This window comes from Mesorhizobium sp. M8A.F.Ca.ET.165.01.1.1 (assembly GCF_004792065.1).
Taxonomy (GTDB): Bacteria; Pseudomonadota; Alphaproteobacteria; order Rhizobiales; family Rhizobiaceae; genus Mesorhizobium.
In genome coordinates this window covers 494317-509378 of the sequence record NZ_SRTH01000003.1, presented here as the reverse complement: position 1 = coordinate 509378, position 15062 = coordinate 494317, and the positions used below count along the sequence as shown (strand labels likewise).

At 63.5% G+C, this 15062-nt stretch carries 16 protein-coding genes; 7 read left to right on the top strand and 9 right to left on the bottom strand.

Annotated features, from left to right (window positions below):
• Positions 1 to 53 precede the first annotated feature (53 nt).
• From EN808_RS11725 to EN808_RS11715, 3 genes are all read left to right on the top strand, one after another.
• Entirely contained in the window at positions 54 to 1532 is a 1479-nt protein-coding gene (locus tag EN808_RS11725; RefSeq protein ID WP_127872550.1) for a YcjX family protein, read from the top strand.
• On the top strand, positions 1529 to 2614 hold the full coding sequence (locus EN808_RS11720) for a TIGR01620 family protein (protein WP_135915840.1): 1086 nt from the start codon (positions 1529 to 1531) through the stop codon (positions 2612 to 2614). The genes EN808_RS11725 and EN808_RS11720 overlap by 4 nt, the downstream gene beginning before the upstream one ends.
• A gap of 123 nt (positions 2615 to 2737) precedes the next feature.
• On the top strand, positions 2738 to 3289 hold the full coding sequence (locus tag EN808_RS11715; RefSeq protein WP_127279123.1) for a hypothetical protein: 552 nt from the start codon (positions 2738 to 2740) through the stop codon (positions 3287 to 3289).
• Between the two features lie 119 nt (positions 3290 to 3408).
• Here the strand turns inward: EN808_RS11715 and EN808_RS11710 are convergent, their stop codons facing one another.
• The 3 genes from EN808_RS11710 to EN808_RS11700 form a co-directional block, all read right to left on the bottom strand.
• Positions 3409 to 3675, bottom strand: a complete 267-nt coding sequence (locus EN808_RS11710) for a hypothetical protein (RefSeq protein ID WP_027029131.1) — start codon at positions 3673 to 3675, stop codon at positions 3409 to 3411.
• Positions 3676 to 3854: 179 nt separating this feature from the next.
• Entirely contained in the window at positions 3855 to 5063 is a 1209-nt protein-coding gene (locus EN808_RS11705) for an MFS transporter (protein ID WP_127872552.1), read from the bottom strand.
• A gap of 60 nt (positions 5064 to 5123) precedes the next feature.
• Positions 5124 to 6113 (bottom strand): AraC family transcriptional regulator, encoded by a 990-nt coding sequence (locus tag EN808_RS11700; protein WP_189521762.1) that lies wholly within the window; start codon positions 6111 to 6113, stop codon positions 5124 to 5126.
• Between the two features lie 162 nt (positions 6114 to 6275).
• On the opposite strand from EN808_RS11700, the gene EN808_RS11695 reads away from it, so the two are divergent.
• Together EN808_RS11695 and EN808_RS11690 are read left to right on the top strand one after the other, a co-directional pair.
• A complete protein-coding gene (locus EN808_RS11695) occupies positions 6276 to 8111 on the top strand; it encodes a monovalent cation:proton antiporter-2 (CPA2) family protein (protein WP_127872553.1) in 1836 nt (611 codons plus the stop codon).
• Between the two features lie 15 nt (positions 8112 to 8126).
• A complete protein-coding gene (locus EN808_RS11690; protein ID WP_135915839.1) occupies positions 8127 to 8672 on the top strand; it encodes a DUF924 family protein in 546 nt (181 codons plus the stop codon).
• A 10-nt stretch (positions 8673 to 8682) separates the two neighbouring features.
• On the opposite strand, the gene folK is transcribed toward EN808_RS11690, so the two are convergent.
• The 3 genes from folK to folP are packed head-to-tail and all read right to left on the bottom strand — an operon-like array spanning position 8683 to position 10390.
• On the bottom strand, positions 8683 to 9195 hold the full coding sequence (folK, locus tag EN808_RS11685) for a 2-amino-4-hydroxy-6-hydroxymethyldihydropteridine diphosphokinase (protein ID WP_135915838.1): 513 nt from the start codon (positions 9193 to 9195) through the stop codon (positions 8683 to 8685).
• The gene (gene folB, locus EN808_RS11680; protein WP_023773903.1) at positions 9179 to 9538 is read right to left on the bottom strand and encodes a dihydroneopterin aldolase; all 360 of its coding nucleotides are present in this window, start codon (positions 9536 to 9538) and stop codon (positions 9179 to 9181) included. The genes folK and folB overlap by 17 nt, the downstream gene beginning before the upstream one ends.
• Before the next feature lie 3 nt (positions 9539 to 9541).
• The gene (gene folP, locus EN808_RS11675) at positions 9542 to 10390 is read right to left on the bottom strand and encodes a dihydropteroate synthase (RefSeq protein ID WP_135880462.1); all 849 of its coding nucleotides are present in this window, start codon (positions 10388 to 10390) and stop codon (positions 9542 to 9544) included.
• Between the two features lie 115 nt (positions 10391 to 10505).
• On the opposite strand from folP, the gene EN808_RS11670 reads away from it, so the two are divergent.
• Together EN808_RS11670 and EN808_RS11665 are read left to right on the top strand one after the other, a co-directional pair.
• On the top strand, positions 10506 to 11126 hold the full coding sequence (locus tag EN808_RS11670; RefSeq protein ID WP_167531424.1) for a DUF922 domain-containing protein: 621 nt from the start codon (positions 10506 to 10508) through the stop codon (positions 11124 to 11126).
• Positions 11127 to 11353: 227 nt separating this feature from the next.
• A complete protein-coding gene (locus EN808_RS11665; RefSeq protein WP_135915837.1) occupies positions 11354 to 12835 on the top strand; it encodes an MDR family MFS transporter in 1482 nt (493 codons plus the stop codon).
• Here EN808_RS11665 and EN808_RS11660 read toward each other — a convergent pair whose 3' ends face one another.
• The 3 genes from EN808_RS11660 to EN808_RS11650 all read right to left on the bottom strand — a co-directional run bounded on the left by EN808_RS11660 (position 12836) and on the right by EN808_RS11650 (position 14790).
• Positions 12836 to 13867, bottom strand: a complete 1032-nt coding sequence (locus tag EN808_RS11660; protein WP_135915836.1) for an NAD(P)/FAD-dependent oxidoreductase — start codon at positions 13865 to 13867, stop codon at positions 12836 to 12838.
• An 89-nt stretch (positions 13868 to 13956) separates the two neighbouring features.
• The gene (locus EN808_RS11655) at positions 13957 to 14277 is read right to left on the bottom strand and encodes a 2Fe-2S iron-sulfur cluster-binding protein (RefSeq protein WP_135915835.1); all 321 of its coding nucleotides are present in this window, start codon (positions 14275 to 14277) and stop codon (positions 13957 to 13959) included.
• A 144-nt stretch (positions 14278 to 14421) separates the two neighbouring features.
• Positions 14422 to 14790 (bottom strand): Hpt domain-containing protein, encoded by a 369-nt coding sequence (locus tag EN808_RS11650; RefSeq protein ID WP_135915834.1) that lies wholly within the window; start codon positions 14788 to 14790, stop codon positions 14422 to 14424.
• Positions 14791 to 15062 lie beyond the last annotated feature (272 nt).

The following is a 15062-nucleotide window of genomic DNA, read 5'->3' as shown; positions in this document are numbered from 1 at the left end:
AAGCCGGGTTCCACCGCCTATATCGGGCGGACGCAAGTCCGAGAGAGCATATTTTGGCATCATCGCTGACCACCTTCACCGACGAGGCAAGAATTGCCCTCGACACATTGTCGGGACGTGCCACCGGACTTTTTTCTCCATCGCTGCGCTTGGGTGTCACGGGTCTATCCCGCGCGGGCAAGACCGTCTTCATCTCGGCCTTCGTCCACAATCTGATCCACGGCGGACGCCTGCCGCTGTTCGAGGCGCAGAAATCGGGGCGTATCGCGCGCGCCTTCCTCGAACAGCAGCCCGACGACGCCGTGCCGCGTTTTCAGTACGAGGACCACATCGCCGCTCTGGTCAACGATCGCGTCTGGCCGGACTCGACCCGCGCCATCTCTGAACTGCGGCTGACGATCGAATATGAATCGGCCTCCGGCTGGAACCGTATGTTCTCGTCGGGCAAGCTGTCGGTCGACATCGTCGATTACCCCGGCGAATGGCTGCTCGACCTGCCGCTGCTCGGCAAATCCTTCGCCGATTTTTCGCGCGAAGCCCTTGAAATGGCCACGCTGCCGGTACGCGAGGACCTGTCGCGGGCCTGGCGGGCGATCTCGGCGGAAATCGACCCGAATGCCGACGCCGACGAAATGACGGCACGCCGGCTGGCCGAGAGCTTCGCCGCCTACCTCAAGGCATGCAAGCTCGACGAGCGAGCGCTTTCGACCTTGCCGCCCGGACGTTTCCTGATGCCGGGCGACCTCGAAGGCTCGCCCGCGCTGACTTTCGCGCCGCTGGCCGGCCTCGGCGACAGGCGCGCGCGCAACGGTTCGCTGCACGCCATGATGGAACGGCGCTACGAGGCCTACAAGACACATGTCGTCAAACCGTTCTTCCGCGAACATATCACGCGTCTGGACCGCCAGATCGTACTCATCGACGCCATGCAGGCGCTGAACGCCGGGCCTGGCGCCATGGCCGACCTGGAGCGCGCCGTCACCGAGATCCTCAGCTGCTTCCGCCCCGGCCGGGGCAGCTTCCTCACCGACCTCTTCTCCCGGCGTATCGACCGCATCCTGGTTGCCGCGACCAAAGCCGATCATCTGCACCACGAAAGCCATGACCGGTTGCAGGCGATCGTGCGGCGCCTGGCCGACCGCGCCGTGGCGCGGGCGAATTTCACCGGCGCCGATGTCGACGTGGTCGCGATGGCGGCCGTGCGCGCGACCCGCGAAGGCACCGTCAAGCAGGGCCGGGAAACATTGCCCGTTATCATCGGCACGCCGATCGCCGGCGAGAAGATCAATGGCGAAACCTTCGACGGAAAGACGGAAACAGCTATATTTCCTGGTGATTTACCGGAAAAAATTGATGCTGTTTTCGATCTTTCGGGACCGGACCACAGGCAGGACTCCACAGACCCGGCAATCCGCTTCGTCCGGTTCCGTCCGCCCAAACTCGAACGCACGGCCGAAGGCGTCACGCTGTCGCTGCCGCATATCCGGCTCGACCGTGCCCTGCAGTTCCTGATCGGAGACCATCTGGCATGACAGCGCCCCGCAAACCGGCGGCATTCCGTATCGAGCCGGAAGCCACGCCGAAACAAGACGCGCCTCGACCACGCCAGGCCGAACCGCCGCGCAAACCGCGCCCGATGAAGGCCGATGTGGCGCTGGTCATCCCGGCGGAGGTCGACGTCTTCGACGAACCGGACATTATTGCCGCCGAGCCGTCGCCGTCGGTCGCCCCCCGAAAACGCTCGGTTCTCGGCAGCATCTTCTTCGGCGCCTTCGGCGTGCTGGTTTCGCTGGCTGTCGGCCTGTGGACCGACCAGTTGATACGCGATCTCTTTGCCCGCGCCGAATGGCTGGGCTGGCTCGCCGCCGGCATGGCGGCGATAGCGTTGCTGGCGCTTCTGGTGATCCTGATTCGCGAATTCCTGGCGATCGCCCGCCTCGCCGAGGTCGAAAAGCTGCAGAGGCGGGCCCTCGACGCCATCGCGCGCGACGATCCGAAAGCGGCGCGATCTGTGGTCGATGAACTGTCGGCCTTTGTCGCGGCCAAACCCGAGACCGCGGCCGGCCGGCGCGCGCTGGCCGAATTGCGCGGCGAGATCATCGACGGCGCCAATCTGGTGCGCCTGGCGGAAGCGGAAATCCTCGGCCCCCTCGATGCCAGGGCCAAGGTGATGGTCCTCGAGGCTGCAAAGCGCGTCTCGCTGGTGACGGCGGTCAGCCCGCGCGCGCTCGTCGACGTCGCCTATGTCGTCTTTGAGGCCGGGCGCCTCATCCGCCGGCTGTCGGAACTCTATGGCGGACGGCCCGGAACGCTGGGTTTCTTCCGCCTGGCGCGCAGCGTGCTGGCGCATCTGGCGGTCACCGGCTCGATTGCCGTCGGCGACAGCTTTGTCCAACAGATCGTCGGCCACGGCCTGGCGGCGCGCCTCTCGGCCAAGCTCGGCGAAGGCGTCGTCAACGGCATGATGACGGCGCGCATCGGCATCGCGGCCATGGAGACGGCGCGCCCCCTGCCCTTCAGCGCCGCCAAGCGCCCGGGACTGGGCGATTTCCTCGCCGCGCTGACGTCGTTTGCGACAAGGAAAGACACCGAAACAAACGCACCCGACAAATGACGAGCGCCTCTTTCGCGGCACGATGGGATTGCGCTTTCGAGGCCCTGAGGTGACGAAGCATTAACCAATCTTCTTCATGGTCAAACCGGTTTCAAACAGCCTCGTTGTTGCCGGGTGTCGTCGATGAAAAGCGTAATTCTGTCCAGCATCTTGCCCCTGGCGGCGGCGATCACAGCAGTCGCCGGTATTGCCTCCGGGGCTTGCGCCGGAGAGCCGGACAAGCAGTTTTTCCAGTCGGCCGAAGGCAAGTGGGTCGGCCCCGGCGAAATCGTCGCCGGCAAGTACAAGGGCACGAAATTCAACTGCAGCTTCACCGGCTCCACCCCCGACGGCAAGACGGGCATGACGCTTGACGGCGGCTGCCGGGTCGGCATGTTCACCCAGCCGATGTCGGCCAAGATCGAGCGCAACGGCCGCGACTACAAGGGTTCCTTCATGGGCGGCTCGGCCGGTGCCGGGCTCGATATCATCGGCGGCAATGTCGTCGACGCCCGCAAGGTGGTCTTCACCATCAACCGCAACCAGCTGCGCGGCGTCATGCAGGCACGCATTCCCGACGACAATTCGATGACGGTGACGGTCGCCGTGCGCGTTCAGGACCAACTGGTGCCGGTGATCGGCATGAGCCTTAAGCGAGTCGATGCCGTCGAAGTCGGCTCCATCACGCCGAACTGAGGCGCACCCCGCCTCCATTTCTTTACGCAATTCCGGATGGTTCTTGGCATTGCTGGGATACCCCCAAAAGAGGCGGCAGCCCATCGCCACCGCCTCCTTTGAAACAAACGAACCGGGCGTCAGCCCTTGATCGCGGCGGTCACCTCGTCATAGGCCTTGCAGGCGTCGGCCAAGGTCGTGGAACCCTGATACTTGGTCGTCACCGCCTGGACCTTGGCGGTCAGGTCAGCCGCCTTGGACGGGTCCTTGGTGATCGCCTCCTGCAGCGCGGCGGCCATGTCCTGCGCTTTCTTGGTTGCGATCTCGGTCGTGCATTCCGGCGCCTTTGAACAGGCCGAACCGGCAAGCACCGCCAGCCCGACGGCAACGAGCAAAAACTTCTTCATGTCAGTCATCTCCTCAAAAGGGCGCGACTTGATCGCCGCTCACCCCCAATGGCCGAAGCCGAGCGTGCTTAGCCTTCGATTGTGGCAAGATGCAACGCGTTACCGACGTTAACTTGTGTAACGCGCCTGCAATATCGCCAACGGCCGGATTCAGGCTGCTGTGTCGGCGGCGGCAAAGTTCAGCTACGCGGTTGTAGCAGCGCCAAGACGGCCGTCGATGCGGCAAGGATGGCCGTCACGGTCAAAGGCGCTGTAGGGCCATAGGTGTCCACAACATAACCGCCGACAACCGCACCGGTGGTGATGGCGACCTGAAAGGAGGCGACCATCAGGCTGCCGGCTGCTTCCAGCGCGTCAGGCGCCGCGCGAGACAGATTTGTCGGCAGCACCACAGGCGCCATGCCGAAGGCGAAACCCCACAGGGTGGCGAACCCAAAGGCAACGCCGATGTGCACGCCCCAAAGCACCAATGCCAGCGCCGCGAACGCCATCAATGCGGCCGTAACCACGAGAGCCACGTGGATATTGGCGTCGGCCATGCGGCCACCGGCAATATTGCCGATCACAGCCGCGATGCCAAATCCGAGCAATGCCAGGGCAATTGGCCCGGTTGCAAGGAGCGTCACGTGTTCGAGAAAGGGACGCACATAGACCGAGCCGGCAAAATGCCCCGTCATCAGCAAAAGGATGGCGAGCATACCGAGTTGAATGCCACGCCGCCGTGTCAGCCGAAAGACGTCTGCAAGACTATTGCTTGCCGTTGCAGGCAAGGTCGGCAGGCTGAGCAACTGCAGCAGCATGGCAAGCAAGGCCAACCCCGCCGTCATGGCCATGGCGCTCCGCCAACCCAGCCAATCGCTGATCAACGCGCCCATCGACGGTGCGGCAATTGTTGCGAGCGAGACGCCGAGGGTGACGATCGCCATGCCCCGCCCCGTCGCATTGGCGCCAACCAGCCTCGCCACGACGGCGACCGAAAGTGCCCAGAAAGCGCTGAGAGCGATCCCCAGTCCGGCCCGGCCCAACAATAACAGCCAGAAATTGGGCGCCAGCGCCGCAAGAATGTTGGAACCGACCGCCAGTGCCATGAGGCCGACAAGCACCGTCTTGCGGTTCAATCGGCCGATGAGGACATTGCTCAACATGGCCGTCACGGCGCCGACGGAAGCGGTGGCGGTGACCACCTGCCCGGCCGTCCCCTCGCTGATGCCGAGATCGCGCGCCATCGGCGTCAACAGACCTGCCGGCAGGAATTCGGCGGACACCAGCGCAAAGCTGGTTGCCGCCAACGAAAGGACCGCGAACCATGTGGTTGCGCTCCACGTCCCCGGCGCGGCGGCATCAAGGTCTATCGCCGCGTCTTCAAGCTGTAATGTTGTGTCAGTCACGGAAGGATCTCCAAAGTTTGGAGATCTTTCATAAACGAGTCTTTTCGGATGATATGTATCTCAAAATCCGAAATTCATGTCTATTCGTCCAGGAATTGTGCGACGCACAACGCCCGGCGAGACATTGGTGATGCGCTTGAAGGCGCGAGCGAAGGATGCCTCGGAATCATAGCCCAAGCGGGTAGCAACCTCGGCCACCGACAAGCCGTTTTGTCCCAACAACTCGCGGGCAAGCTGCATGCGCAGACGGGCGAGATAGCGTGCCGCGCCTTCTCCCAATACGGCGCTGAAGCGCTCCGCGAAAATCGAGCGCGATTGGCCTGCCAGGCCGGCGAGGCTTTCGAGCGTCCAGTTATGGCCGGGGTCTCGGTGCATGGCTGCCAGAGCGCGGCCGATATGAGGGTCGCGGATGGCCGCGAGCCAACCGGTGGTCGAAGTTCCCGTGCAATTGACCCAGCAACGAATGAGCCGGGCTGTCAGCAAGTCCGCCATACGCGACAAGATGGTGGCGCTGCCCATCTGCGGTTGCGCGGCCTCCGCGGTCATTGCCGCCAGCAAAGGACCAACGACCGGGTCATTGCCTGCAACGTCGCAACCCTTGATGATAGGTGGCATCAACGCGATCAATGGGTTAAGCGCACAGGCGCCCAAGGTCATGGAGCCGCAGAACAAGGTGCTTGTCGCGCCCGTGCCTTCCCGCACGACTTCGCAGACGTTGCCCCCCAACTTGGTCACCTGGCAATCATCGAGCGAGCCGCCTGCAACGTCCGGCGCGCTAGCCAGCCGATGGGCGATGCCTTGCGGCAGCAGCACCAAATCGCCATTGCGCAACTCATGCCATCCCTGCGCTTCGGTATGGATCCAGCATGGACCCTGACTTACAAAGTGAAAACGAAGGAGCGGTTGCTCTGGAAAGGCGATGCTCCACGGATGTCGGAGCTCGCATCGGCCATAGTTGACGCCACTCAAGCGAAAGTCTTGCAGGACTTCGCTGAGCGCATCCATCGGAATATGTGGCGCCGAAGACGGCCGGGACGAATGGTCAGGCATTGGGCAGATATAGACACCAATCGTCCGACAGGCAAGCGGAGACCGTTGTTCCACCAGGGGAATCGCTTCGACGGCACCCCTACCGGCCCTGGCAGGCTCCCCGCCCTTGCCTCCCGCTCCAACTGCATGCAAGGAGTGATGTCGGACACAGGGACAAGAGGCATGGCAGCGGAAGCATCAGGCAGCGATCTCATTCAGGTGGTGGCGCTGCTTGCCGCAGGGGTCGTCGCCGTCCCCATCTTCAAGCGCATGGGTCTCGGCTCGATTCTCGGATATCTCGCCGCAGGCGTGGTGATCGGCCCGTTCGGCATCGGTGTCTTTTCCGAATCGGGAGCCATCCTGCATGTCGCCGAACTCGGCGTCGTCATGTTCCTGTTCATCATCGGCCTGGAAATGCAGCCATCGCGGCTCTGGGGCCTGCGCCGCGAGATCTTCGGGCTTGGCGCGCTTCAAGTCGGGGTCTGCGCGGTGCTGCTGACTGGTGTCGGCATGGCCGGAGGGTTTCCGATCGCGCAATCCTTCGTCGCCGGGGCTGGTTTCGTGCTGACCTCGACGGCCATCGTCATGCAGCTTCTGGAGGAGCGCGGCGAAATCGCCTCTCCCAAGGGCCAGCGCATCGTCTCCATCCTGCTGCTGGAGGATCTGGCCATCGTGCCGCTGCTCGCCCTGATCGCTTTCCTGGCACCCGGCGGTGCCGATACCAGCCTGTCGGAGCGGCTGACCGAGGTCGGTATCGGCCTCGCCGCGATCGTCGGACTGGTGGTGGCGGGACGCTACCTGCTCAATCCCTTCTTCCGCATCCTGGCGGATGCCCGTGCGCGCGAGGTGATGACGGCCGCGGCTCTGCTGGTCGTGCTCGGGTCGGCGCTCGCCATGCAGCTCAGCGGCCTGTCGATGGCGATGGGCGCCTTCCTGGCCGGGGTGCTGCTTTCGGAATCGACCTTCCGCCATCAGCTCGAAGCCGACATCGAACCGTTCCGCGGCATCCTGCTCGGCCTGTTCTTCCTTGCGGTCGGCATGTCGCTCGACCTGCATGTGGTGGCCGCGAACTGGAAGCTGATCGCCATCTATGTCGTCGCCTACATGGTGATGAAGGCTTTCGGCATCTACATCGTCGCCCGCATCCTGAAATCAGGCCACCGCGAGGCACTGGAGCGCGCGGTCTTCATGGCGCAAGGCGGTGAATTCGCCTTCGTACTCTATTCCGCGGCCGCCGCCGTCGGCATCATCGACGGCCAGGCAAACGCGACGCTGACGGCGATCGTCATCATCTCCATGGTGCTGACGCCGCTGGCGATCATCGCCTTGCGCTATTTGACGCCGCGCGACGAGCAGTCGCTGGACGGCGTCGAAGTCGCCGACGGCCTGACCGGCAGCGTGCTGATCATCGGCTTCGGCCGCTTCGGCCAGATCGCCAGCCAACCACTGCTCTTGCGCGGTATCGACGTCTCGATCATCGACAACGATGTCGAGATGATCCAGGCGGCCGCCGATTTCGGCTTCAAGGTCTACTATGGCGATGGCACACGGTTGGACATCCTGCACGCGGCCGGGGCCGGCCGGGCGCGGGCCGTGCTGATCTGTGTCGACAAGCCCGACGCCGCCATCCGCATCGCCGAACTCGTCAAGGCGGAGTTTCCCTTGCTTACGGTGTTGGCACGTGCGTTCGACCGCGGCACGGCGCTGCAGCTCATCCGCGCCGGCGTCGATTATCAGCTGCGCGAAACCTTCGAATCGGCACTCGTCTTTGGTGGCTCGACCCTCGAGGCACTGGGCGTCGATCCCGAAGACGTCGCCGAAACGATCGAGGACGTCAGGCGCCGCGACACGGCCCGCTTCGAGACCCAGCTCGCCGAAGGCATCCGCTCGGGACAGCGTTTCCTGAAAGGCAATATCGGCACGCCGATACCGACCCCGCTTTCCACGCCCCGCCGTCCTGGCCAGGCGCTCAACGAGGAAACGGCCGGCGTCCTGCATAAATCCGAACCGGCGGATTGAACGGGGAAATCAACGATGGAACTGAACAGCAGAGCCCTCTCGGTCACCAAGTTCTGGCGCGACGCCGGCGAGGATGCCTGGTTCGAGAAGAACGACGCATTCGATGCCGATTTCCGCGCCCGCTTCCTCGACCTCCATTACGCCGCCGCGCGGCGCGAATGCGACGACTGGTCAGGACATGCCGAAGGCTCGCTGGCGCTGATGATCCTGCTGGACCAGTTTCCGCGCAATTGCTTTCGCGGCACCGGCCATATGTTTGCGACCGACCCCCTGGCAAAGCATTTCGCGCAAAAGGCGGTCGCTGCCGGCCACGATTTGGCGCTGGAACCGGAGGTCCGCGTGTTCCTCTATTTGCCGTTCGAGCATTCGGAAAATCTTGCCGACCAGGACCGGTCGGTTGAACTTCACACAGCCAGGGCCGAGTTCAATCTGAAATACGCCCTGGAACATCGTGACATCATCCAGCGCTTCGGCCGTTTCCCGCACCGCAACAAGATGCTTGGGCGCGAAACGACCGCTGAGGAAAAAGCATTCCTGGATGACGATGGTTTCTCCGGCTGATACCAGCGGTCTAGCGCAGCCACCAATCCTGGCCTGACGGCAGGCGTTCGATGCCCGCGGCATCGACCGAGCCCAGGCGATCGACAACGCGTTTGCCGCCAATGGTGAGGTCCGGCGCGATCTCGGCCAGCGGTGCCAGCACGAAGGCGCGCTCCAGCATGCGCGGGTGTGGCACCTCCAGGCCCGTTTCATGGATGATGCGGTCGCCGAACACCAGGATGTCGATGTCGATCAGGCGCGGCCCCCACCTCTCCTCGCGCACGCGCTTGAGCTTTCGCTCGGCATCGAGGCAGAGGTCGAGCAATGCCCGCGGCGACAGCCGCGTCGACAGTGCTGCGGCCGCGTTGAGGAAATCCGGCTGGTCGAGCTTGCCCCAGGGCGGCGTCCGGTAGAGCGAGGAAACGGCGGCCATGTCAGTGTCGGCATCGGCGTCGAGCAGGCGCAACGCAGCCCCCATCGACTTGGCCGGATCACCGAGATTGCCGCCGAGGCTCAGATAGACGGTGTTACTCTGGCCAGACAACGGTCACCTCGACGTAATCGAGCACGCCAGGCACCGGCGCATTCGGCTTGCGAACGGTGACCTCGGCTTTGCGAATCTGGGGAAAGCGCCCGGTCAGGGCCTTTGCGACTTCCAGGGCCAGGGCCTCGATCAGGAAGCGCCTGTGTCCGGTAATGATCTCCTCGATGACGGTGAAGGCAACGCCGTAATTGACGGTTTCCCCGATGGCGTCATCGACGAGCGCACGTCCGGGCTCGACGGTGAGCGAGGCATCGACATAGAAGCGCTGCCCGAGCGCTTCTTCCTCGTCCAGCACGCCGTGCCGGGCAAAGAAGGCGCAATTCTTCATGCGGATGACATACATGGCTCAGCGTTCCGATCCGGTGTCCCGCGCCAGCATAGCATCCGCCACGGCCAGCGCGTCCACGTTGATTGCGACATCATGGACGCGAAACAGATGCGCGCCCTTGAGCCTGAGTATGACGCTGGTCGCCGCCGTACCGGCCGCCCGGTCGGCTGCGTCGCGGCCGGTGACGGTGCCGATAAAGCGTTTTCGCGACGTACCGGCCATCAGCGGGAAGCCGAGCGCGCCAAGCTCGGAAAACCGCGCCATCAGATCGAGGTTTTCCGCCGCCGTCTCCTTGGCGAAACCAAAGCCGGGGTCGAGCACGACATGGTCGTCGGCGACACCCTGCCCGCGCCCGATCTCCAGCGATTTTCCCAGGAACGCCAACTGGTCGGCGATCACGTCGGGCAGCTTTTCGCGGTCGCGGCCGGTATGCATGATGACGAGCCCGGCGCCGGTTTCGGCCGCCACCCGAGCAATGTCTGGCTCGCGCTGCAGACCCCAGACATCATTGACGATGTGCGCGCCGGCTGCCACCGCGAGCCGTGCTGTCTCCGCACGATAGGTGTCGACCGAGATCAACACGTCGCCGGCACGCGCCAAGGCCTCGATTATCGGCAGGATACGGGCCTGCTCCTCGCTGGCCGAGATCGCCGCCGCGCCCGGCCGGGTCGATTCGCCGCCGATATCAATGACCGCGGCGCCTTCCCCGATCATGCGGCGCGCATGGACCAGCGCGGTTTCGGGAGCCTCAAACAGGCCGCCGTCGGAAAAGCTGTCGGGCGTGACATTGAGGATGCCGACCACCACGGCCTTGCCGCCAAGCTCGAGATGACGCCCGTGCGCCAGCTGCCATCGCCTCGCCGTCATTGCGCATCAACCATGGGCTCATCAACCAAGGGGGTCATCAACGATGTGTGATCCGCATCGGATCAGTTCCGTTGCGCCGGCAAAGGCCGTAAAGCAAGGTGACCGAAGAGGCAACATGATGACACGATCCCTGCTCTGCGCACTGCTGCTTACCGTCGCCGTTCCGGCGGATGCGGCCAATCTGGTGAAGACATACAGCTATTTCGCCATTGGCGGCAGAACGCTGGAGGATATCGAGCAGCAACTCGCCAAACACGGGCCGCAGGTCAAAAGCACGGGGTCGCGCCACCCGGGCGCCACCCAGATGGCCTTCACGACACGCATCAGCTACGCCAGCCAGTCCGGCTCCTGCCGGATCGCCGACGCGGTCGTGACCGTCAAGGTCAAGGTGATCCTTCCCGAATGGCGCCGCCCACGCAAAGCCGATGCCGATGTACGGCTGTTCTGGGATACATTGTCCGCCGACATCAAGCGCCATGAAGACCGCCATGTCGAGATCGCCAAGAACCACGGCCGCGCACTGGAAGACGCGCTGAAGGCAACCCATCCGCAGAAGGATTGCAATGCGGCAAAGGCCAAGGCCGCCGAGATAACGGCGGCCGAGCTTGCCAGACACGACCAGGACCAGTTGCGGTTCGACCGTGTCGAAGGCGTCAATTTCGAAAGCCGCATCCTGCGGCTAATGCGCTACCGGATGCAACGCATCGAGAGTGGCCAATTGCCGCCGCCAACCTGAATTTCCTCGCCGGCTCCGTTCGCCTGGATGCAAGCCAACCGGGCGGAAGCGTAGTGCCAGCTTCGAATTTTTTTCGAGCGGCGGTCGAAATCGGTCTATAGGGAACGACATATCCAGGGTTGCCTCGGGCACAAGCTGGAAGCACGACCATCACGATCGATCGCGCCGCGAATGCACCACAAAGACCCGATGGTGATGCGGCAGCGCAAGGCGCATGGACGAGAAATATGGACCAGGCAGTCGACAAGCAGGCCGTGGCGGCCGCGAGCGCGCCGCTGACCGAAAGCGAAAAGAACGCCATTATCGGCGGCGTCCTTCTGTCGATGCTGCTGGCGGCCCTCGACCAGACCATCGTCGCGCCCGCCATGCCGACCATCGGGCGCTCGCTCGGCCATGCCGAATACCTGCCCTGGATTGTCACCGGCTACCTCTTGACCGCAACCGCCGTGGCACCGCTCTACGGCAAGATTTCCGACGTCTATGGGCGTCGGCCGACCGTCTATGCGGCAATCCTCATCTTTCTTGCCGGATCGCTGGTCAGCGCACTGGCTCCCAACATGTTCGTCCTTATCCTGGGGCGCGCGATCCAGGGGGCCGGTGGCGGCGGCCTTTTCGCGCTGACGCAGACCGTGGTCGGCGACCTTGTCCCGCCGCGCGAGCGGGCGCGCTATGCGGCGTGGTTTTCCGGCACATGGGCCGTCGCCAGCGTCGCCGGGCCGCTGCTGGGCGGCACTTTTGCCGAACATCTGCACTGGTCCCTCATCTTCTGGATCAATATCCCGCTGGGCTTTGTTGCGATGGCGATCATCAACACGCCGCTCAAGAAGCTGCCGATCGCGGCCAAGAATCACAGCATCGATGGTCTTGGCGCATTGCTGCTCATCGTGGCCACGGCGCTGTTGCTGCTGGCGCTGAACTGGGGCGGCAGCGCTTACCCGTGGATGTCGCCGGAAGTCGTCGGCGTCCTGGCCGGCTCCGCGCTTTTCTGGGGCGCCTTTGCCCTGCGGCTGATGCGGGCGGCCGAACCGCTCATTTCGCTGGAAGTGCTGGGCAACCCGATCGTCCTGGCCGGCACGCTGTCGATGTTCCTGCTCCAGGCCTCCAGCGTCGGCCTTGCCGTCTATCTGCCGGTCTATCTGCAATCGATACTTGGCCTGACGGCCAGCGAGTCGGGCGTTGCAATGCTCGGCCTTCTGCTTGGAACCGTGGGCGGCGCCGCTTCCAGCGGCCGCCTGATACCGCGCTTCACCCACTACAAGCGCATCGCCATGGTCGGCGTCCTCTTCGCCATCCTGTGCATGGGCCTGCTGGCCTTTGTCGCCGGCCATGCATCGTTGCTGGTCGTCGAAGTCCTGACCATCTGTATCGGGCTGGGGACCGGGACGACATTTCCGGTAACCACCGTCTCCGTGCAGAATGCCGTCGACCGCATGCATCTTGGTGTGGCGACGGGGGTGCTTACCTTTCTGCGGTCGCTGGGCAGTGCATTGGGGGTCGCGATGCTCGGGGCCGTCGCTCTGGGCTTTGGGTTGCCGCTGGCCGGTGAAGGCGTTGCGGTGGCTGGACATGTCGCATCGGCCCAGCCCTTCGTGATGATCTTTCTCGTCGCGGCCGGCACTCTGGGACTGGGCCTCATCACGCTGACGCTGATGCCCGAGAAAGAACTTCGAGGCCACGTCGACGATCCGGCGCCCATCCTGGCGGAATAGCTAGCCGGAGACGCCGAGCTTCTTCTGCAGGCTGGTGGACGAAGTCGTATACTGGAACACGATTCGTTCGCCGGGGCTGACGACGCGCTTGGCGGCCTGCGCCATCAGCGCCACCTCGTGGAAACCCGACAGGATCAGCTTCAGCTTGCCCGGGTACCAGTTGATGTCGCCCACCGCGAAGATGCCGGGCACCGATGTCTGGAATTTCTCCGTATCGACCGGGATCAGGTTCTCATGGAGATTGAGCCCCCATTCCGCGATCGGGCCGAGCTTCATGGTCAGGCCGAAAAACGGCAGCATGCGGGTGCAAGGCACCTCGATGTCGCCATTCGGGCCTCCCTTGATGGTGGCCGATGCCAGCTGGCCATCGGCTCCGGTGAGCCCGGTCACCTGGCCAACCCGAAATTCCAGCTGCTTCATCTCCTGCATGGCGTACATCTTGTTGACGCTGTCGGGCGCCGCGCGAAACTCGGGCCGCCGGTGAACGAGTGTCACGCTCTTTGCCACCGGCTGCAGGTTGAGCGTCCAGTCCAGCGCCGAGTCGCCGCCGCCGACGATGACCAGGTCATGGTCGCGAAAATCCTCCATCCGGCGAACCGAATAGAAGACGCTCGTGCCTTCATAGGCCTCGATGCCGGGAATTGGCGGGCGCTTCGGCTGGAATGAGCCGCCGCCGGCGGCGATCACCACCACCTTGGCTTCGAACACCTCGTTCTCGTCCGTGGTCACGCGAAAGCCGCCGTCGTCCAACTTTTCGAGACTGGAGACCATGCGGTTGTAGGTGAAGTCAGGCTTGAACGGCTCAACCTGCTCAAGCAACTTGTCGACGAGCCCTTGCGCCGAGATCGAGGGCCAGCCGGGGATGTCGTAGATCGGCTTTTCCGGATAGAGTTCCGCGCATTGGCCGCCCGGTTTGTCGAGAATGTCGATCAGGTGGCACTTGAGGTCCAGCAGGCCGAGTTCGAACACGGCGAACAGGCCGACCGGCCCTGCCCCGACAATGAGGACGTCTGTGCTGATGATGCCGGTCATGATGCGCCTCGCTGCGAAAGTCCCGGCGAGACTGCATGACCATTGCCCCGCTGCCAAGCGTCAGCGGCAAAAATCGCCGATGCTGGCTTTCAACCCTGACGTTCGGGCACCCGCACGATCAGGCCGTCGAGTGCGTCGCGCACCTTGATCTGGCAAGACAGGCGCGAGTTCGGTTGGACCTCATAGGCGAAGTCCAGCATGTCTTCTTCCATCGCCTCGGGTTCGCCGACTTCGGCCCTCCAGGCCTCGTCGACATAGACATGGCAGGTCGCGCAGGCGCAGGCGCCACCGCACTCCGCTTCGATGCCCGGAACGGCGTTGCGAATGGCGTTTTCCATGACCGTCGAGCCGTTTTCGGCATCCACGTCGAAATGTGTGCCGTCATGGGCGATGAAGGTCAGTTTGGTCATTTGTCACCTGAAGGGAGTTTCGCCCGCAACGAAGAGCCTTTCGCCTGGGACGAAAGAGAGTTTCGCCCGAGATAATCACTCCGGCAAACAAGTCAACTGCCGCGCGAAAGCGGCGCTCCGTGACGTTTTTGTCGCAAACCGGAATCAGCGATTGATGGCGGCGATGAAGTCGCGCATTTCGTCGATCAGCCGGCCGAGCCGCTTGAGGGTCTGGACGTCCTCCGGACGGCGTTCGATATCGGTGGCGCAATCGGCGATGGCGAAGGCGCCCACGCCGAGTGCCGATCCTTTCAAACCATGAGCCAGCAGCAGCCGGTCCTTGATGTCGGCATCGACTATTTTGTCGCGCACCGACAATGCCTGCTGTACAAACAGCGCCAGCACCTCCTGCTCAAGGGCGCGGTCGCCCATCGTTTGCCGGGCAAGGTGTGCCAAATCGACCGGCCGGGACTGCCTCGTTCCCGATACGTCGCCCCCGGGCATTGAGAAGGCAATGCCGCTTTCGCCACGCATGAACTCGAACTCCATTTTCTTCGGCCGCCTGAAAAACTAGGCGATTCCAGTGGACAACGGGTTAATGAATGGCCGGGAAAAATGTTGCGAAAACGGCGCCCAAATCACGGTTCCGTTAACCCTATATTTAAAGTTTTACGTATCCCGCGGAATGCATGTTTTCTTTACCCCCCTGTGTCATTACGATACGAGGGTCCATTTTCAGCCTCCTGCGCGGGGGTAAGATAACCAGAATTATAAGCCCCCGCGGCAGCTAGTACAGGGTAGCGAAG